This is a genomic window from Methylobacterium sp. J-070, assembly GCF_022829385.1.
Taxonomy (GTDB): Bacteria; Pseudomonadota; Alphaproteobacteria; order Rhizobiales; family Beijerinckiaceae; genus Methylobacterium.
Window position 1 is genome coordinate 248,130 of the sequence record NZ_JAKSXX010000290.1, and the last position, 15,323, is coordinate 263,452.

Consider the following 15,323-nt stretch of genomic DNA (forward strand, 5'->3'; position numbering starts at 1 on the left):
GGAAACAATGCCCACCGTCCACTCCGTGCTGCCCTCGCTGACGCCGCTGCTGCCCGAGCTGATCCTCGGCATCGGCGTGCTGGTCCTGATCCTCTACGGCGCCTGGCGCGGCGACCGCTCCGCCGAATCCGTGAGCATCGGCGCGCTGGTCCTGCTCCTGGTCGCCCTGTTCGTGGTGGTGTCGCAGCCGGTCCCCGGACGGGTCACGACCCTGTCGGGGGCCTTCGTCTCGGACGCCTTCTCCAAGGTGATGAAGTCGCTGGTTCTGCTCGGCTCGTCGGCGACGATTTTGCTGGCGCACGACTTCTTCAAGCGCGAGCGGATCGACCGGTTCGAGTTCCCGGTGCTGATCCTGCTCTGCACCATCGGCATGATGGTGATGGTCTCGGCCAACGACCTGATCGCGCTCTATCTGGGTCTGGAACTGCAGTCGCTGGCCGCCTACGTGATCGCGGCGTTCCACCGCGACGACGCCAAGTCCACCGAGGCCGGCCTGAAGTACTTCGTGCTGGGCGCGCTCTCCTCCGGCATGCTGCTGTACGGCGCCTCGCTGGTCTACGGGTTCACCGGCACGGTCTCGTTCCCCGGCATCGTCTCGGCGCTGAACGAGAATGCCGGGCTGGGCATCGTGCTGGGCATCGTGTTCCTGGCCGCGGGCGTGTGCTTCAAGATGTCGGCGGTGCCGTTCCACATGTGGACGCCCGACGTCTACGAGGGCTCGCCGACTCCGGTGACCGCCTTCTTCGCCACCGCGCCCAAGATGGCGGCCGTGTCGATGACCGTGCGGGTGTTCATCGGCGCGATGCCGGACGTGACGGCGATCTGGCAGCAGATCTTCATCTTCGTCTCGGTGGTCTCGATGGCGCTCGGCTCCTTCGCGGCCATCGGCCAGACCTCGATCAAGCGCCTGATGGCCTACTCGTCGATCGCCAATATCGGCTACGCGCTGATCGGGCTTGCCTGCGGCTCGGAGGAGGGGATCAGCGGCCTCGTCACCTACATGATCATCTACCTGGCGATGACGCTCGGCACCTTCGCGATCATCCTGTCGCTCCGGCGCCGGGACGTGATGTTCGAGACGATCGAGGACCTGTCGGGCCTGTCGCGCACCCATCCGTGGCTGGCCTTCTGCCTCGCCGCGATGATGTTCTCGCTGGCCGGCATCCCGCCCCTCGCCGGGTTCTTCGCCAAGTTCTACGTCTTCGCCGCCGCCATCAAGGCGGGCCTCGTGACCCTGGCGGTGATCGGCGTCGTCACCAGCGTGATCGGGGCCTACTACTACCTGCGCATCGTGCGGATCATGTATTTCGACGAGCCGAAGGAGCCCTACGAGGCGATGGCCCCGGGGCTTCGCGTGGTGCTGGCCCTGTCGAGCGTCGTGGTGGTGCTGTTCTTCCTGCTGCCCGGACCGCTGGTCGGCGCCGCCGGCCGGGCCGCCCGGTCGCTGTTCTAGGGCATCGCGGGTTCCGGCTTTGACGGGCATACGACAGATCAAGAAACCGTCGCCTTGAGCTACAGACTCGGGCCCGAGGCACGCGCCCAGGGCCATCGCCTGCACGTCCACGATCGTCTCGGCTCCACCAACACGGAGGCCATGGGACAGGCGCGCGCGGGCGAGACCGGCCCGCTCTGGGTGGTGACGCACCGCCAGGAGGCGGGACGGGGCCGGCGGGGCAACGCCTGGGCGTCGCTGCCGGGCAACCTCGCCGCGAGCGTGCTCTGGCCGGTCCTGGGCGTGCCGCCGGAGCATCTCGCGGAACTGGGCTTCGTCGCCGGTCTCGCGCTGATCGATGCGCTGTCGGCCGCCTGCGGCACCCTGCCGGATACCGAAGCCGGGGGCGGCGCCCGATCTGTGAAGCTCAAATGGCCCAACGACGTGCTGCTCGGCACGGCCAAGCTCGCCGGTCTGCTCCTGGAGGCGGAGACGCTGCCGAGCGGCCGCCGGGCCGCGGTGATCGGCTTCGGTGTCAACGTCGCGGCGGCCCCGGACGGTCTGGGCGCCGCCTGTCTGGCGGAGACGGGTTACGTGGGCGGCGCCGAAGCGCTACTGGAGCCTCTCTCGGACCGGATGGCTGCGCGGGCGCGCGCCTGGGACCGGGGACGGAATTTCGCTGCCCTGCGCGCCGAATGGCTGGCGCAGGCCGCAGGTCTCGGGTCCGGGATCGCGGTGCGCAGCGGCGGGCATACCCTGAGGGGCGTGTTCGAGACCATCGACGAGGGGGGGCGGCTCGTGATCCTCGCCCCCGACGGGAACCGGCATACCGTGACGGCGGGCGAGGTGCATTTCGGAACGGCCGCGACGGCGGCGTGAGTTTGGACGACGACAGATGGTGATGGGACAGGAGGAGCTGGTCTTCCTGCCGCTCGGCGGCGTGGGCGAGATCGGAATGAATGCGGCCCTGTACGGGTTCGGCCCGGAGAAGGGCCGGAAGTGGATCATGGTCGATTGCGGCATGGGCTTCGCCGGCGAGGAGAACATGCCGGGCATCGACCTGATGTTCCCGGACCTCACCTTCATCGAGCAGCGGCGCAAGGACCTGCTGGGGATCTTCATCACCCACGCGCACGAGGACCATATCGGGGCGATCTCCGAGCTGTGGTCGCGGCTCAAGGCACCGGTCTACGCGACCCGCTTCGCCAAGAACCTGCTGGAGACCCGCCGCCTCTCGGATCCCGGGGCTCCGAAGGTCGATCTGCGCGAGGTCAAGCCCGGCCGGCGCATCAATGCCGGCCCCTTCGAGCTCGAATACGTCCCGGTCTCGCACTCGATCCCGGAATCGAACGCCATCGCGATCCGCACCGCGGCGGGCCTCGTGCTGCATACCGGCGACTGGAAGATCGACCCGACGCCGATCGCCGGTTCGGTCACCTCGCCGGAAGCGTTCACGGCCCTGGGCGACGAGGGCATTCTCGCCATCGTCTGCGACTCGACCAACGTGGTGCGGGAAGGCTTCTCCCCCAGCGAGAAGGCCGTCGCCGAGACCCTCAAGACCCTGATCGCGGACGCCCCCCACCGGGTGGCGGTGACCACCTTCGCGTCGAACGTCGCTCGGATCCGCGCGGTTGCCGAGGCGGCCGTGGCGTGCGGGCGCGAGATCGTCGCGGTCGGCCGGGCCATGGACCGGGTGATCGATGTCGCCCGCGAGTGCGGCTACCTCGACGGCCTGCCCGAGTTCCGCCGCGCGGATTCGTGGAAGAGCCTGCCGCGGGAGCGGGTCGTGGCCCTGCTCACCGGCTCGCAGGGCGAGCCGCGGGCGGCGCTCGCCCGGGTCTCCCGCCGCGACCACCCGGATATCAGCCTGGCCTCGGGCGATCGGGTGATCTTCTCGTCGCGGGCGATCCCCGGCAACGAGCGCGACGTCGGGTCGATCATCAACGACCTGATCGAGCAGGGGGTCGAGGTGATCACCGACCGCACCGAACTCGTCCACGTCTCCGGCCACCCGCGCCGGGACGAGATGGTCGAGATGTACAAGTGGACCCGCCCCGGCACCGCGATCCCGGTGCACGGCGAGCCGCTGCACCTCGACGAGCACGCGCGCTTCGCCCGGGCCCAGGGCGTGCAGAACGTCGTCAAGGCGCGCAACGGCAGCCTCGTCCGCCTGAGCCCCGGCACGCCCGCGGTGATCGACAACGTCAAGGCCGGACGCCTGTTCAAGGACGGCGACGTCCTGATCGACGACAAGGACCGGGCGATCCCCGAGCGGCGCAAGCTCATGCAGGCGGGTCTGGTCTCGGTGGCCATCGCCATCGACGAGGACGGCGTCGTGCTCGGCGAGCCGGCGGTGGACATCATCGGCCTGCCGAACCGCGGCCGGTCGGGCGACCCGCTGATCGACACGGTGGTGGACGCGGTCTCCCGGACCCTGTCGGGCCTGTCGCGCGGCAAGCTCAAGGACTCGGAGGGCGTCGAGAAGGCGGTCGACCGGGCCGTGCGGACCGCGGTCAACGAGGTCTGGGGCAAGAAGCCCGCGTGCCACGTGCAGGTCGTGGAAGTTTAAGGTACGAAACCGGCACGACAGACCGAGGCAGATCCTCCCCATCCCCTCATCCTCAAGTGTCCGCGGCGCGGGCCTCGAAGCAGATCTCCTTCGAGGCCTTCGGTGCGCTCCGGCCCCGGGATGAGGGCGATGGAGGGAGACGGCGAGGGCCTGCCATCGGCATTCGAACGGGGAGGAACACCATGATCGGCCGTCTCAATCACGTGGCCATCGCCGTGCAGGACCTCGAGGCCGCCTGCGCGGTCTATCGCGACACGCTCGGCGCCACGATCACGCCGCCCCTGCCGCAGCCCGAGCACGGGGTCACGGTGGTGTTCGTCGAGCTGCCGAACAGCAAGATCGAGTTGATGGCGCCTCTGGGCGAAGGCTCGCCGATCGAGGCCTTCGTGGCGCGCAACCCGGGCGGGGGCGTCCATCACGTCTGCTACGAGGTCGACGATATCCTGGCCGCCCGCGACAAGCTCAAGGGACAGGGGGCCCGGGTGCTCGGCACCGGCGAGCCGCGGATCGGCGCCCACGGCAAGCCCGTGCTGTTCCTGCACCCCAAGGATTTCCTGGGTACCCTAGTCGAGCTGGAGCAGGTGTGAGCCGGATGATGGCGCGGCTGGCCCGCTCGACCCCGGTGACGCTCGCGGTGGTCACCGTGCTGGTCGCCGCCTTCGTGGCGGCGGGCGTGGGCCTGTTCAAGCTCACGGTGGGCGGGGCGATCGCCCTCTACTTCGTGGTCTGGTGGACCCTGCTCTTCGCGGTCCTGCCCCTGCGCAACCAGCCGGAGACCCGGCCCGGCTACGTGGTCCCGGGACAGGATCCGGGCGCGCCGGCGACGCCGCGGCTGCGCGAGAAGGCCATCTGGACGACGCTGGTGGCCGGAGCGGCGTTCCTGCTCGCCCTGGCGATATTCCCGCTCACCGGGCTGTAGCGCCTCATCCCGAACGGCGGGCCCCATCTTTCGGGACGATGCGGGCCCGGGCGGCTCAGAGCAGCCTGCCGGAGGTCGGCATCACCGTCAGCGACTTACCCGCCCGCGCCACCAGATGGGCGAAGGCGAGGGCCGCCGCCGAGGCCTGCGCGGCCGACGGGAAGGTCTGGTCCGATTCGGCGATCGTCTCGTGGGTCGCGTTGAGGAGGACCCAGGACCACCTCGTATCGGCTTGGCGGATCTGGAAGTGCATGGCCGGTCCAACCATTCGGGACCGGACGACCTTGCGCGCGTCGGGAGCCTGGCGGGTTAACGACGGGACCGGGCAATGTCGAACACTCGACAGAGCGGTGGCTTGTCCTCGCTAATCCCGCTCTTCACAGAGCCCACGATGTCGCAACCGGGTCTCGGCGGCGCCGGCTCGGCCCGCGGGGATGTCGGCGGACCGCCCGCGACAATAAAAAAAGCAAGGCCCGAGGCCTTGCTTTTCAAGCTTCAATGGCTCGACCTTGATATATCCCTCGCATTTGGCTGCGGGGCGGTCGCTTTTCCTCCCGAGACTCGGACCTTGCGCCGCCTCTTCCGGGCATCGCAAACATCGCCGGACGCTTATAGGAACAACAATTCGTGTTGTCACCGGGTCCGAGAGAAAAAACTGCGCTTTCTTGCCGGCAAATGGGCAGATCGTATCCGGGGCCGGGGCCGTCGTGGTCGGCCCCCGGCGAGGGGCGATTACGCCGGTCCGTGGTCGCGCAGTGCTTGTAATTTGCGTCTCCGGCGTGTTGTGTGCCCGCGCGCCGCGGCTCCTCCCGGCCCTTTCCACTTCCAAGACCCAGACGACATGCGTCTCTCCCGCTATTTCATGCCGACCTTGCGCGAGACGCCCAAGGAAGCCGAGATCGTCTCGCACCGGCTGATGCTGCGCGCCGGCCTGGTCCGCCAGGAGGCCGCCGGCATCTACGCGTGGCTGCCCCTCGGCCTGCGGGTGCTGGAGCGCGTCTGCGCGGTGATCCGCCGGGAGCAGGACCGTGCCGGCGCCATCGAGATCCTGATGCCGACGGTGCAATCCGCCGAGCTGTGGCGGGAATCCGGCCGCTACGACGCCTACGGCAAGGAGATGCTGCGCCTGAAGGACCGGCACGAGCGCGAGATGCTCTACGGCCCCACCGCCGAGGAGATGGTCACCGAGATCTTCCGCGCGAGCGTGCGCTCCTACAAGGACCTGCCGAAGAACCTCTACCAGATCTCGTGGAAGTTCCGCGACGAGGTCCGGCCGCGCTTCGGCACGATGCGCTCGCGCGAGTTCCTGATGAAGGACGCCTACTCGTTCGATTTCGACCAGGCCGGGGCGCGCCACGCCTACAACCGCATGTTCGTGGCGTATCTCAGAACCTTCGCGGGGCTCGGCCTCAAGGCGATCCCGATGCGGGCCGATACCGGCCCGATCGGCGGCGACCTGTCCCACGAGTTCATCATCCTGGCCAAGACCGGCGAGAGCGAGGTGTTCTGCGACAAGGCCTATCTGGATTTCCAGACCCCGCCCGAGACCGTGGATTTCGACGACGTCGCCGCCCTCCAGGGCATCGTCGACGCCTGGACCTCCCACTACGCGGCCACCGAGGAGATGCACGAGCCGGAGGCCTTCGCGGAGGTGCCCGAGGAGAACCGCCTCGCCGCCCGCGGCATCGAGGTCGGGCACATCTTCTATTTCGGCACGAAATATTCCGAGCCGATGGGCGCCAAGGTCGCCGGGCCGGACGGGATCGAGCGTCCGGTCCATATGGGCTCCTACGGCATCGGCCCGAGCCGGCTGGTCGCGGCGATCATCGAGGCGAGCCACGACGAGGCCGGGATCATCTGGCCGGATTCGGTGGCGCCCTTCGACGTGGCGCTGATCAACCTCAAGGTCGGCGATGCCGGCACCGATGCCGCCTGCGCGCAGATCCAGTCCGACCTGGAGACCGCCGGCCTGTCGGTCCTCTACGACGACCGGGACGAGCGGCCCGGCGCCAAGTTCGCCACCGCCGACCTGATCGGCCTGCCCTGGCAGGTGATCGTCGGCCCGAAGGGACTGGCCGAGGGCAAGGTCGAGCTGAAGCGGCGCGCCGGGGGCGAGCGCGAGAGTCTCGCGGTCGTCGACCTGCTGGCGCGAATCCGGCGCGTCTGAGACCCGATCATGGCGGGATCCGCGGCGATCGACCGGATGAGGAGCTTCGCGGCGTCGTTCCGGGCGGGCACCGCGCCCTTCGCGCCGTTCGAGTGGATCCTCGCCGGCCGCTACCTGCGCGCCCGCCGCCGGGGCGGCGGCGTCTCGGTGGTGGCGTTCTTCTCGGTCCTCGGCATCGCCCTCGGCGTCGCCACCCTGATCATCGTGCTGTCGGTGATGAACGGCTTCCGGGCGGAATTGCTGTCCAAGATCGTGGGCATCAACGGCCACCTGTTCGCCACGCCGATCGATCGGCCGTTCAACGACTGGACCGACCTGTCCGAGCGCCTGTCCAAGGTCGCGGGGGTGCGCGCCGCGGTGCCGCTGGTGGAGGGGCAGGCCTTCGCGTCGTCGCAGTACGGCGGCTCGGGGGTGATCATCCGCGGCGTGCGGGCGGCGGATCTCGACGCGCTGGCGGCGGTGTCGTCGTCGATCCGCGGCGGCACCCTGGAGGGCTTCGACGACGGCACCGGCGTGCTGATCGGCCGGCGGCTCGCCGACACGTTGGGCCTTCAGGCCGGCGACACCATCACGCTGGTGACGCCCAAGGGCTCGTCGACCCCGTTCGGGACGGCGCCCCGGACCAAGAGCTACACGGTCAAGGCGGTGTTCGAGGTCGGCATGACCGAGTTCGACCAGACCTTCGTGTTCATGCCGCTCGCCGAGGCGCAGGCCTTCTTCAACAAGGACGGCGACGTCAGCATGATCGAGATCTACGTCGACGATCCCGACCATGTCGGCGACATGCGCGAGCCGCTGGAGATGGCGGCCGAGCGCCCGATCCTGCTCACCGACTGGCGCCAGCGCAACCGGACCTTCTTCGGGGCGCTGGAGGTCGAGCGCAACGTGATGTTCCTGATCCTGAGCCTGATCGTCGTGGTGGCGACGCTCAACATCGTCTCGGGGCTGATCCTGCTGGTGCGCGACAAGTCCAGCGACATCGCGATCCTGCGGACCATGGGGGCGACGCCCGGCACGATCATGCGGGTGTTCCTGATCAACGGTGCGCTGATCGGCGTCGTCGGAACCCTCGGCGGGTTGGCGCTCGGCGTCCTGATCACCCTGAACATCAAGCCGATCCAGCACGTGCTGTTTCCGGGTGCCTGGGACCCGACCGTCCGCTTCCTCGCCGAGATCCCGGCCCAGATGAACCCGAGGGAGATCACCGCGGTGGTGATCACCACGCTGCTGCTGTCGCTCGCGGCGACGCTCTATCCCTCCTGGCGCGCCGCCCGGCTCGATCCGGTGCAGGCCCTGCGCTACGGCTGACGGGCCGCCCCATGAGCGATTCAAGCCAGAGAGCCGGCGACGCGCCGGTGCCGGCCCTGTTCTTTTCCCGCGTCGAGCGGCGCTACGCCCAGGCGGAGGGCGCCCTGGAGATCCTGCGCGGCGCCGACCTGGCCATCTGGCCCGGGGAGCTGGTGGCGCTGGTGGCGCCCTCGGGCGCCGGCAAGTCGACCCTGCTGCACCTCGCCGGGCTCCTGGAGCGGCCGGACGGGGGTGAGATCTACATCGGCGGCCAGCCCACCGCCGCGATGGCGGATCCCGAGCGCACGCGCCTCAGGCGGGAGGAGATGGGCTTCGTCTATCAGTTCCACCATCTCCTGCCGGAATTCTCCGCCCTGGAGAACGTGGTGATGCCGCAGCTCATCCGCGGCCTGAAGAGTCCGGAAGCCAAGAGCCGGGCCGCCGAGCTCCTGAGCTTCCTCGGCCTCAAGGCGCGGCTTCTGCACCGCCCGGCCGAGCTGTCGGGGGGCGAGCAGCAGCGCGTCGCCATCGCCCGGGCGGTGGCCAACGGCCCGCGGCTCCTGCTCGCCGACGAGCCCACCGGCAACCTCGACCCGGGGACGGCGGGCCACGTCTTCTCGGTGCTGATGGCGCTGGTGCGGGCCTCGGGCCTCGCGGCCCTGGTGGCGACCCACAACCTCGACCTCGCCGCGCGCATGGACCGCCGGGTGACGATCCGCGACGGGCTGATCACGCCGCTCGACTGAGCGACGGCTCACCGTCTCGGGTTGGACTGGCTCACATCCGCCGAACCGGACTTCACGCGGCGCAGAGCCGCCACCACGGCGCTGGGCACCGCGGGCGACCCGGTGAACCTGCAGTCCGCCGGATCCCGCACGTCGGGTCATCCCGGGCGTTCGCCCGCGCGTCGCGGGGCTCGTCGTCGCCTCCGACCAGAATCGGAGCGCCATCGGAGCCAACCGATCGGCTGCGCGACAGACCCGAGACGGCGCGATGTTTAATCCATGGCGCTGCGTGCGGCGCGTCACGGCGCGGAAGACCTTCGCTGTCTATATTGCAATCACGCAAGACGAAACAGCGCCGAACATTCGGCATGTGCTGCGAAAAACCTGGAGCACCACCATGAAGAACCGTATCGCCGCCGCCATCACCGCCCTCGTCCTCGGTGTCGCACCGCTCTCGTCCGCCCTGGCGTTCGACGGCGCGCGCTGGACCGGCTTCGCAACCGACCCGGTCGAGACCACGGGCGCGCTGGGCCTCGGCGTCCACGACGGCCCCTTCTACGCGGGCTGCCCGATGAGCTCGGCCGCAGAGGGCAATGCCGACCAGCAGACCCGTCCGATCAAGCAGTACGGGCAGACGGCCGGCGGATACCGTTGCTGATCCGGCGCCGTAGCGGATGCCGCTCAAGCCCGTCTCCTACGTCATGATCGGCGCATTCGTGATCGGTCTCCTCACGACCCTGGTCGGCTCGGCGACCCTCCTGCTGGCTCGGTAGGTCCGGGGGCGGGCTCCGGCTTCGACCGGTCGAAGCCGGAGCGCCGGCCCTGCCGGCACCGCAGCCCGATCGGTCAGCGGCGGGGTGCGGCTCCGGTCCGGAGATCCGGGCTGGCCGCTGCGGGGCGCGCGGCGGCCAGCGCCTCCACCTGATCGCAGGCATCCGTGATCGCGTCGCGGCTCCGCGCCATCCGCACCCGGGCCGCCGCGCAGGCGCGCGCCACCGCGGGATCGCCGAGCAGCCGGTTCAGGACGCGCGCCGCCCGGGCGGGCCGGAAGGCGCGCCGGCTCAAGGTCGCGCCGAGATCCCGGTCCTTGAGGCGCCGCCCCTCGTCGAAATGGTCGAACGCCACCGGGACGACGAGTTGCGGGACGCCCGCCGCCAGGGCCTGCGCCACCGTCCCGACGCCGCCGTGATGGACCAGGGCGGCGCTGCGCGGCAGCAGCGTGCTCAAGGGCGCGTAGGGCAGGTGGATGAGACCGGCGGGCAGCGGGCTCGGGATCTGGCCGCCCTGAGGGGCCAGCAGGACGCCGCGGCGGCCCATGCGCCGGCACATCTCCACGGCGGTGACGAAGAAGGGCGCGCCGTGGCGCATGGCCGAGCCGTAGGTGAACACGATCGGCGCGTCGCCCGCGGCCAGGAAGGCGTCCAGGGCGGGCGGCATCGCCGGCACGTCGCCGAAGCGGTCGACCAGCGGAAACCCGAGTTGCACCGCCTGGGTCGGCCAGTCGGGCTGCGGCGCCGCGTACCAGTCGGGGAACATGAGGAGCATGCGCGTCGGGCTGTTCCACCAGTGCCGCAGCCGGGCGACCGGATCGAGGCCGAGTCGGGCGCGCAGGGCGTTCAGCGGCGGCAGCGTGAACGGGCCGACCGCCACCGTGTCGACGCCGCGATTGACGAAGGCGCGGAGCGAAGCCGGCAGGAAGCGCGGCAGCGCCAGTCCCGGCAGCCGGGGCGGATCGTACCGGCTCTCGATCAGGAACGGCATCACGTGCAGGGTCGCGGTCGGGAGGTCGTAGAGATCCTGGGCGAGCCGAGCCCCCCAGCTCAGCGGCGAAGCGACCACCAGCAGCTTCACCCCCCGCGCCCGGGTCGCCCCGAGCCACAGGCAGGTGGGTTCCGCCACCTGCAGGGCATAGTCGAACATGGGCCGGAAACCCTGCTGCGGATGCCAGAGGTCCGGCTGACGGATCACCGCCTCGTAATCGGCTACCGTGCCGAGGGGCTGGAACGCGAGCCCGCTGCGACGCGCCATCGCCTCGAACGGCGCCGGCGCAGCCAGCGAGACGCCGTGACCGCGCTTCATGAGTTCGTGACCCAGCGCGATGAACGGCAGGACGTCGCCGTGTGTGCCGACGGCCACGAGGGCAACGTCGAACCGCTCGGCCGTCTGGTGCACGGGAATGGCCTGCTCCTTCGAACCCCCCGGTCAGATGACGTGGTCTTCCTGGGGCCGGGGCATGCCAGCCCGACCCATCCGCATCAAGATACTTTTAACTATAAATATGAGGCGTTACCGCCGCGCCGCCGATTTCGCTTCCATCAGAACAAAACATGAACATACTGGACCCGTGACACGGGAGCCACGGCGATGCTGAAGCGATTGGTCCTGACCGGGCTGGCGGAATTCATGGCGTTCGGGATGCTGTTCGCGGCGGTGGGCGCCTGGGCCATAGCCTTGGCACCGGTTCGTTAGCCGATTTCATGCGCGAGCCCGCCCGGTTCCCGCCGCGTCGGGCTTATGCACAGGCGATCGGCCTGCGGCCGCCGATTATCCACAGGGGAGGGCCGAACTGGTGCTCCCGGGGCACGACCGGTGGATATCGTGGTCCGGCGGCCCGGCACACGTCGACTTGGAACCGGCGAGCGGGGATGCTGGACGCCCCTGAACAAGGTCGGCCATGCCACGCCAGCTCAAGGAGGTCGGATTCGTCCACCTCCATGTCCACTCGTCCTATTCCCTGCTCGAAGGGGCGCTCAAAGTCGGCTCCCTGATCAAGGCCGCGGTGGCGGACCGGCAGCCGGCCCTGGCGCTCACCGATACCAACAACCTGTTCGGCGCGCTGGAATTCTCCGAGAAGGCGGCGGGCGAAGGCCTGCAGCCGATCGCCGGCGTGCAACTCGCGGTGGCCTTCGAGGCGCCCGACCCGCACCAGCGGCAGGCCCCGGCAAGCCACGGGATCGTGCTCCTCGCCCAGGACGAGACCGGCTACGCCAACCTGCTGCGGCTGGCGAGCCGCGCCTATTTCGACACGGCGCTCGGCGAAGCCCCCCGTCTCGACGCGGCGGCGCTCGCCGGCTCCTCGGACGGACTGATCGCGCTCACGGGCGGGACGGGGGGGCCTCTCGACGCCGCTTTCCGGACCGGCCGCCCCGAACTGGCGCTCGCCCGCCTGAAGCGGCTCAAGGAGGCCTTCGGCGAGGACCGGCTCTACGTCGAGTTGCAGCGGCACGGACTGCCGGAGGAACGGCGGATCGAGACCGCGCTCCTCGACGTCGCCGGACGGCACGGTCTCGGGATCGTGGCGACCAACGAGCCCTACTTCGCCAAGCCCGACGATTACGACGCGCACGACGCGCTGCTCGCCATCGCGGAGGGGCGGATCGTCTCCGACGAGCGCCGCCGCCGGCTGACGCCGGCCCACGCCTTCAAGACCCGCGCCGAGATGGGCGAGCTGTTCCGCGACCTGCCGGACGCGCTCCAGGCCACCGTCGAGATCGCCATGCGCTGCGCCGTCCGGGCGCGGACCCGCAAGCCGATCCTGCCGAATTTCGGCGCGGTGGCGGCGGGCGAGAGCCCGCCCATGGCGAAGGCGCTGGCGGAAGCCGCCGAGACGGGCGTGCAGGCGGTCTCCGCCGACGAGCCGACGGAGCTGCGCCGGCAGGCGGAGGCCGGGCTGGAGCTGCGCCTGAAGCAGCACGGCACGGCGCCGGGCTTCTCCGAGGACGATTACCGCAAGCGCCTCGCCTTCGAGCTCGACGTCATCGTGTCGATGAAGTTCCCGGGCTACTTCCTGATCGTCTCGGACTTCATCAAGTGGGCCAAGGACCACGACATTCCGGTGGGTCCGGGCCGCGGTTCGGGCGCGGGCTCGCTGGTGGCGTGGTCGCTGCTCATCACCGACCTCGACCCGCTGCGCTTCGGCCTGCTGTTCGAGCGCTTCCTCAATCCCGAGCGCGTCTCGATGCCGGATTTCGACATCGATTTCTGCGTCGAGGGCCGCGAGCGGGTGATCCGCTACGTGCAGAGCCGCTACGGCGAGGAGCAGGTCGGCCAGATCATCACCTTCGGCACGCTGCTCGCCCGCGGCGTGCTGCGCGACGTCGGCCGCGTCCTGGAGATGCCCTACGGGCAGGTCGACAAGCTGACCAAGCTGGTGCCGCAGAACCCGGCAAACCCCGTGACGCTGGCCCAGGCGATCGAGGGCGAGCCGAAGCTCCAGCAGGCCATGGAGGAGGAGCCGATCGTCGGCCGGCTCATCGACATCTCCAAGAAGCTTGAGGGCCTGCACCGCCACGCCTCGACCCACGCCGCCGGCGTGGTGATCGGCGACCGGCCCCTGGAGGAGCTGGTCCCGCTCTACCGGGATCCGAAGACCGGCATGCGGGTGACCCAGTTCAACATGAAGTGGGTCGAGCAGGCCGGGCTGGTGAAGTTCGACTTCCTGGGCCTCAAGACCCTCACCATGCTGCGGTGCTGCACGGATCTGCTCGCGAAGCGGGGCATCGCGATCGACCTCGCCTCCCTGCCTCTGGACGACAGGAAGACCTACGAGCCCATGGGCCGCGGCGAGACGGTCGGGGTGTTCCAGGTGGAATCGGCCGGCATGCGCAAGGCGCTGTGCGAGATGCAGGCCGACCGGTTCGAGGACATCATCGCGCTGGTGGCGCTCTACCGGCCGGGCCCGATGGCCAACATCCCGGTCTATTGCGAGCGCAAGCTCGGCCGCGATGCCGGCAACGAGGCGTCCTGGTACCCGGATCCGAAGCTGGAGCCGATGCTGAAGGAGACCTTCGGGATCATCGTCTACCAGGAACAGGTGATGGAGATCGCCAAGGTGCTCGCCGGCTACTCGCTCGGCGAGGCCGACATGCTCCGGCGCGCCATGGGCAAGAAGATCCGCGCCGAGATGGATGCGCAGCGCGACCGGTTCCTGAAGGGCAGCACCGAGCGCGGCCTGACCAAGGCCAAGGCCAACGAGATCTTCGACCTCTTGGCCAAGTTCGCCGATTACGGCTTCAACAAGAGCCACGCGGCGGCCTACGCGCTGCTCACCTACCAGACCGCCTACCTGAAGGCGAACCATCCGGTCGAGTTCCTGGCCGCCGCCATGACGCTCGACATCGACAACACCGACAAGCTCGCCGAATTCCGCCAGGACGCCCAGCGCCTGAAGATCACCGTCGAGCCGCCCTCGATCAACACCTCAGGCGAGGTGTTCGAGGTCCGCGACGGCAGGATCTTCTACGCGCTGGCCGCGATCAAGGGCGTCGGCCGCGAGGCGGTGCGGGCACTGGTGGAGGCCCGGGGCGACCGGCCGTTCAAGGATCTCGCCTGCCTCGCCCGCCGGCTCAACCCGCGGATGATCAACAAGCGCACCCTGGAGAGCCTGGTCCAGGCCGGGGCGCTCGACTGCATCGAGCCCGACCGGGCGCGGGCCTTCGCGGCGGTGGAGCCGATGATGAAGCTCGCCGCCAGTGCGGCGGAGGCCGAGACCGCCGGCGTCACCGACATGTTCGGCGGCGTGGTGGCGGACGACGTGTTCCTGCGGATCCCGCCCCACGAGATCTGGCCGATGGCCGACACGCTCAAGCGCGAATACGCGGCGATCGGCTTCTTCGTCTCGGGCCATCCGCTCGACGAGTACGGCGACCTGCTCGACAAGCTGCGGGTGCAGAGCTGGGCGGATTTCTGCCGGGCGGTGCGGGCCGGGACCTCGAGCGTCGGCCGGGTGGCGGCCTCGGTGCTGGACCGGGCGGAGCGCCGCACCAAGACCGGCAACAAGATGGGCATCGTCACCCTCTCGGACCGGACCGCCCATTTCGAGGCGATCATCTTCTCCGAGGGGCTCGGCCAGTACCGCGACATCCTGGAGCCCGGCCGCCCCCTGGTGCTCCAGCTCCAGGCGAACCTGGAGGGCGAGGACGTGCGCGCCCGCATCCTCACCGCGGAACCCCTCGATCACGCGGTGGCCCGCCACCAGAAGGGGATCCGCATCCATCTGAGCGACCCGCGCGGGGTCGCGCCGGTGCAGCAGCGGCTGTCGATGCGCGGCGAGAGCGAGGTGTCGCTGATCCTCAAGCTCGACGGCGGCAGCCGCGAGGTCGAGATCCGGCTGCCGGGCAAGTTCCAGGCGACGCCGACGCTCGCCGGCCAGCTCCGGACCGTGCCGGGGGTGGTGCAGGTGGAGGTGAGCTAGGGAGGGGCGATGCTCGATCGGCCTTTCGCCA

At 69.8% G+C, this 15,323-nt stretch carries 12 protein-coding genes; 10 read left to right on the forward strand and 2 right to left on the reverse strand.

Going from position 1 to position 15,323, the window contains the following annotated elements; translation table 11 throughout:
* The first annotated feature begins 7 nt into the window (after window positions 1-7).
* From nuoN to MKL01_RS33230, 5 genes are all read left to right on the forward strand, one after another.
* Window positions 8-1,453: an NADH-quinone oxidoreductase subunit NuoN gene (nuoN, locus tag MKL01_RS33210; RefSeq protein WP_243909418.1), complete on the forward strand. Its 1,446-nt coding sequence runs from the start codon at window positions 8-10 to the stop codon at window positions 1,451-1,453.
* A gap of 54 nt (window positions 1,454-1,507) precedes the next feature.
* Window positions 1,508-2,311 carry a biotin--[acetyl-CoA-carboxylase] ligase gene (locus MKL01_RS33215; protein ID WP_243909419.1) on the forward strand — a complete coding sequence of 268 codons (804 nt, stop codon included), beginning with the start codon at window positions 1,508-1,510 and terminating at the stop codon, window positions 2,309-2,311.
* 16 nt (window positions 2,312-2,327) lie between these two features.
* Window positions 2,328-4,001 (forward strand): ribonuclease J, encoded by a 1,674-nt coding sequence (locus MKL01_RS33220; protein ID WP_243909420.1) that lies wholly within the window; start codon window positions 2,328-2,330, stop codon window positions 3,999-4,001.
* 182 nt (window positions 4,002-4,183) lie between these two features.
* The gene (mce, locus tag MKL01_RS33225) at window positions 4,184-4,588 is read left to right on the forward strand and encodes a methylmalonyl-CoA epimerase (protein ID WP_243909421.1); all 405 of its coding nucleotides are present in this window, start codon (window positions 4,184-4,186) and stop codon (window positions 4,586-4,588) included.
* Window positions 4,589-4,593: 5 nt separating this feature from the next.
* On the forward strand, window positions 4,594-4,920 hold the full coding sequence (locus MKL01_RS33230) for a DUF1467 family protein (protein WP_243909472.1): 327 nt from the start codon (window positions 4,594-4,596) through the stop codon (window positions 4,918-4,920).
* Window positions 4,921-4,975: 55 nt separating this feature from the next.
* On the opposite strand, the gene MKL01_RS33235 is transcribed toward MKL01_RS33230, so the two are convergent.
* A complete protein-coding gene (locus tag MKL01_RS33235; RefSeq protein WP_243909422.1) occupies window positions 4,976-5,173 on the reverse strand; it encodes a hypothetical protein in 198 nt (65 codons plus the stop codon).
* 588 nt (window positions 5,174-5,761) lie between these two features.
* Here MKL01_RS33235 and proS point away from each other — a divergent pair.
* The 4 genes from proS to MKL01_RS33255 all read left to right on the forward strand — a co-directional run bounded on the left by proS (window position 5,762) and on the right by MKL01_RS33255 (window position 9,757).
* The gene (gene proS, locus MKL01_RS33240; protein ID WP_243909423.1) at window positions 5,762-7,087 is read left to right on the forward strand and encodes a proline--tRNA ligase; all 1,326 of its coding nucleotides are present in this window, start codon (window positions 5,762-5,764) and stop codon (window positions 7,085-7,087) included.
* A gap of 9 nt (window positions 7,088-7,096) precedes the next feature.
* A complete protein-coding gene (locus MKL01_RS33245; protein ID WP_243909424.1) occupies window positions 7,097-8,395 on the forward strand; it encodes a lipoprotein-releasing ABC transporter permease subunit in 1,299 nt (432 codons plus the stop codon).
* Between the two features lie 11 nt (window positions 8,396-8,406).
* On the forward strand, window positions 8,407-9,120 hold the full coding sequence (locus MKL01_RS33250; RefSeq protein ID WP_243909425.1) for an ABC transporter ATP-binding protein: 714 nt from the start codon (window positions 8,407-8,409) through the stop codon (window positions 9,118-9,120).
* Between the two features lie 376 nt (window positions 9,121-9,496).
* A complete protein-coding gene (locus MKL01_RS33255; protein WP_243909426.1) occupies window positions 9,497-9,757 on the forward strand; it encodes a hypothetical protein in 261 nt (86 codons plus the stop codon).
* 188 nt (window positions 9,758-9,945) lie between these two features.
* On the opposite strand, the gene MKL01_RS33260 is transcribed toward MKL01_RS33255, so the two are convergent.
* Window positions 9,946-11,271, reverse strand: coding sequence for a glycosyltransferase (locus tag MKL01_RS33260; RefSeq protein ID WP_243909427.1), 1,326 nt, complete (start codon window positions 11,269-11,271; stop codon window positions 9,946-9,948).
* Between the two features lie 502 nt (window positions 11,272-11,773).
* On the opposite strand from MKL01_RS33260, the gene dnaE reads away from it, so the two are divergent.
* A complete protein-coding gene (dnaE, locus tag MKL01_RS33265; RefSeq protein WP_243909428.1) occupies window positions 11,774-15,292 on the forward strand; it encodes a DNA polymerase III subunit alpha in 3,519 nt (1,172 codons plus the stop codon).
* Window positions 15,293-15,323: the final 31 nt, after the last annotated feature.

What these genes read in the sequence shown, in the direction of transcription:
- MKL01_RS33235 (WP_243909422.1), bottom strand. Translation starts at nt 5,173, where the DNA reads ATGCACTTCCAGATCCGCCAAGCCGATACGAGGTGGTCCTGGGTCCTC.
- MKL01_RS33250 (WP_243909425.1), top strand. Translation starts at nt 8,407, where the DNA reads ATGAGCGATTCAAGCCAGAGAGCCGGCGACGCGCCGGTGCCGGCCCTG.
- MKL01_RS33255 (WP_243909426.1), top strand. Translation starts at nt 9,497, where the DNA reads ATGAAGAACCGTATCGCCGCCGCCATCACCGCCCTCGTCCTCGGTGTC.
- MKL01_RS33245 (WP_243909424.1), top strand. Translation starts at nt 7,097, where the DNA reads ATGGCGGGATCCGCGGCGATCGACCGGATGAGGAGCTTCGCGGCGTCG.
- proS (WP_243909423.1), top strand. Translation starts at nt 5,762, where the DNA reads ATGCGTCTCTCCCGCTATTTCATGCCGACCTTGCGCGAGACGCCCAAG.
- MKL01_RS33230 (WP_243909472.1), top strand. Translation starts at nt 4,594, where the DNA reads ATGATGGCGCGGCTGGCCCGCTCGACCCCGGTGACGCTCGCGGTGGTC.
- nuoN (WP_243909418.1), top strand. Translation starts at nt 8, where the DNA reads ATGCCCACCGTCCACTCCGTGCTGCCCTCGCTGACGCCGCTGCTGCCC.
- MKL01_RS33220 (WP_243909420.1), top strand. Translation starts at nt 2,328, where the DNA reads ATGGTGATGGGACAGGAGGAGCTGGTCTTCCTGCCGCTCGGCGGCGTG.
- dnaE (WP_243909428.1), top strand. Translation starts at nt 11,774, where the DNA reads ATGCCACGCCAGCTCAAGGAGGTCGGATTCGTCCACCTCCATGTCCAC.
- mce (WP_243909421.1), top strand. Translation starts at nt 4,184, where the DNA reads ATGATCGGCCGTCTCAATCACGTGGCCATCGCCGTGCAGGACCTCGAG.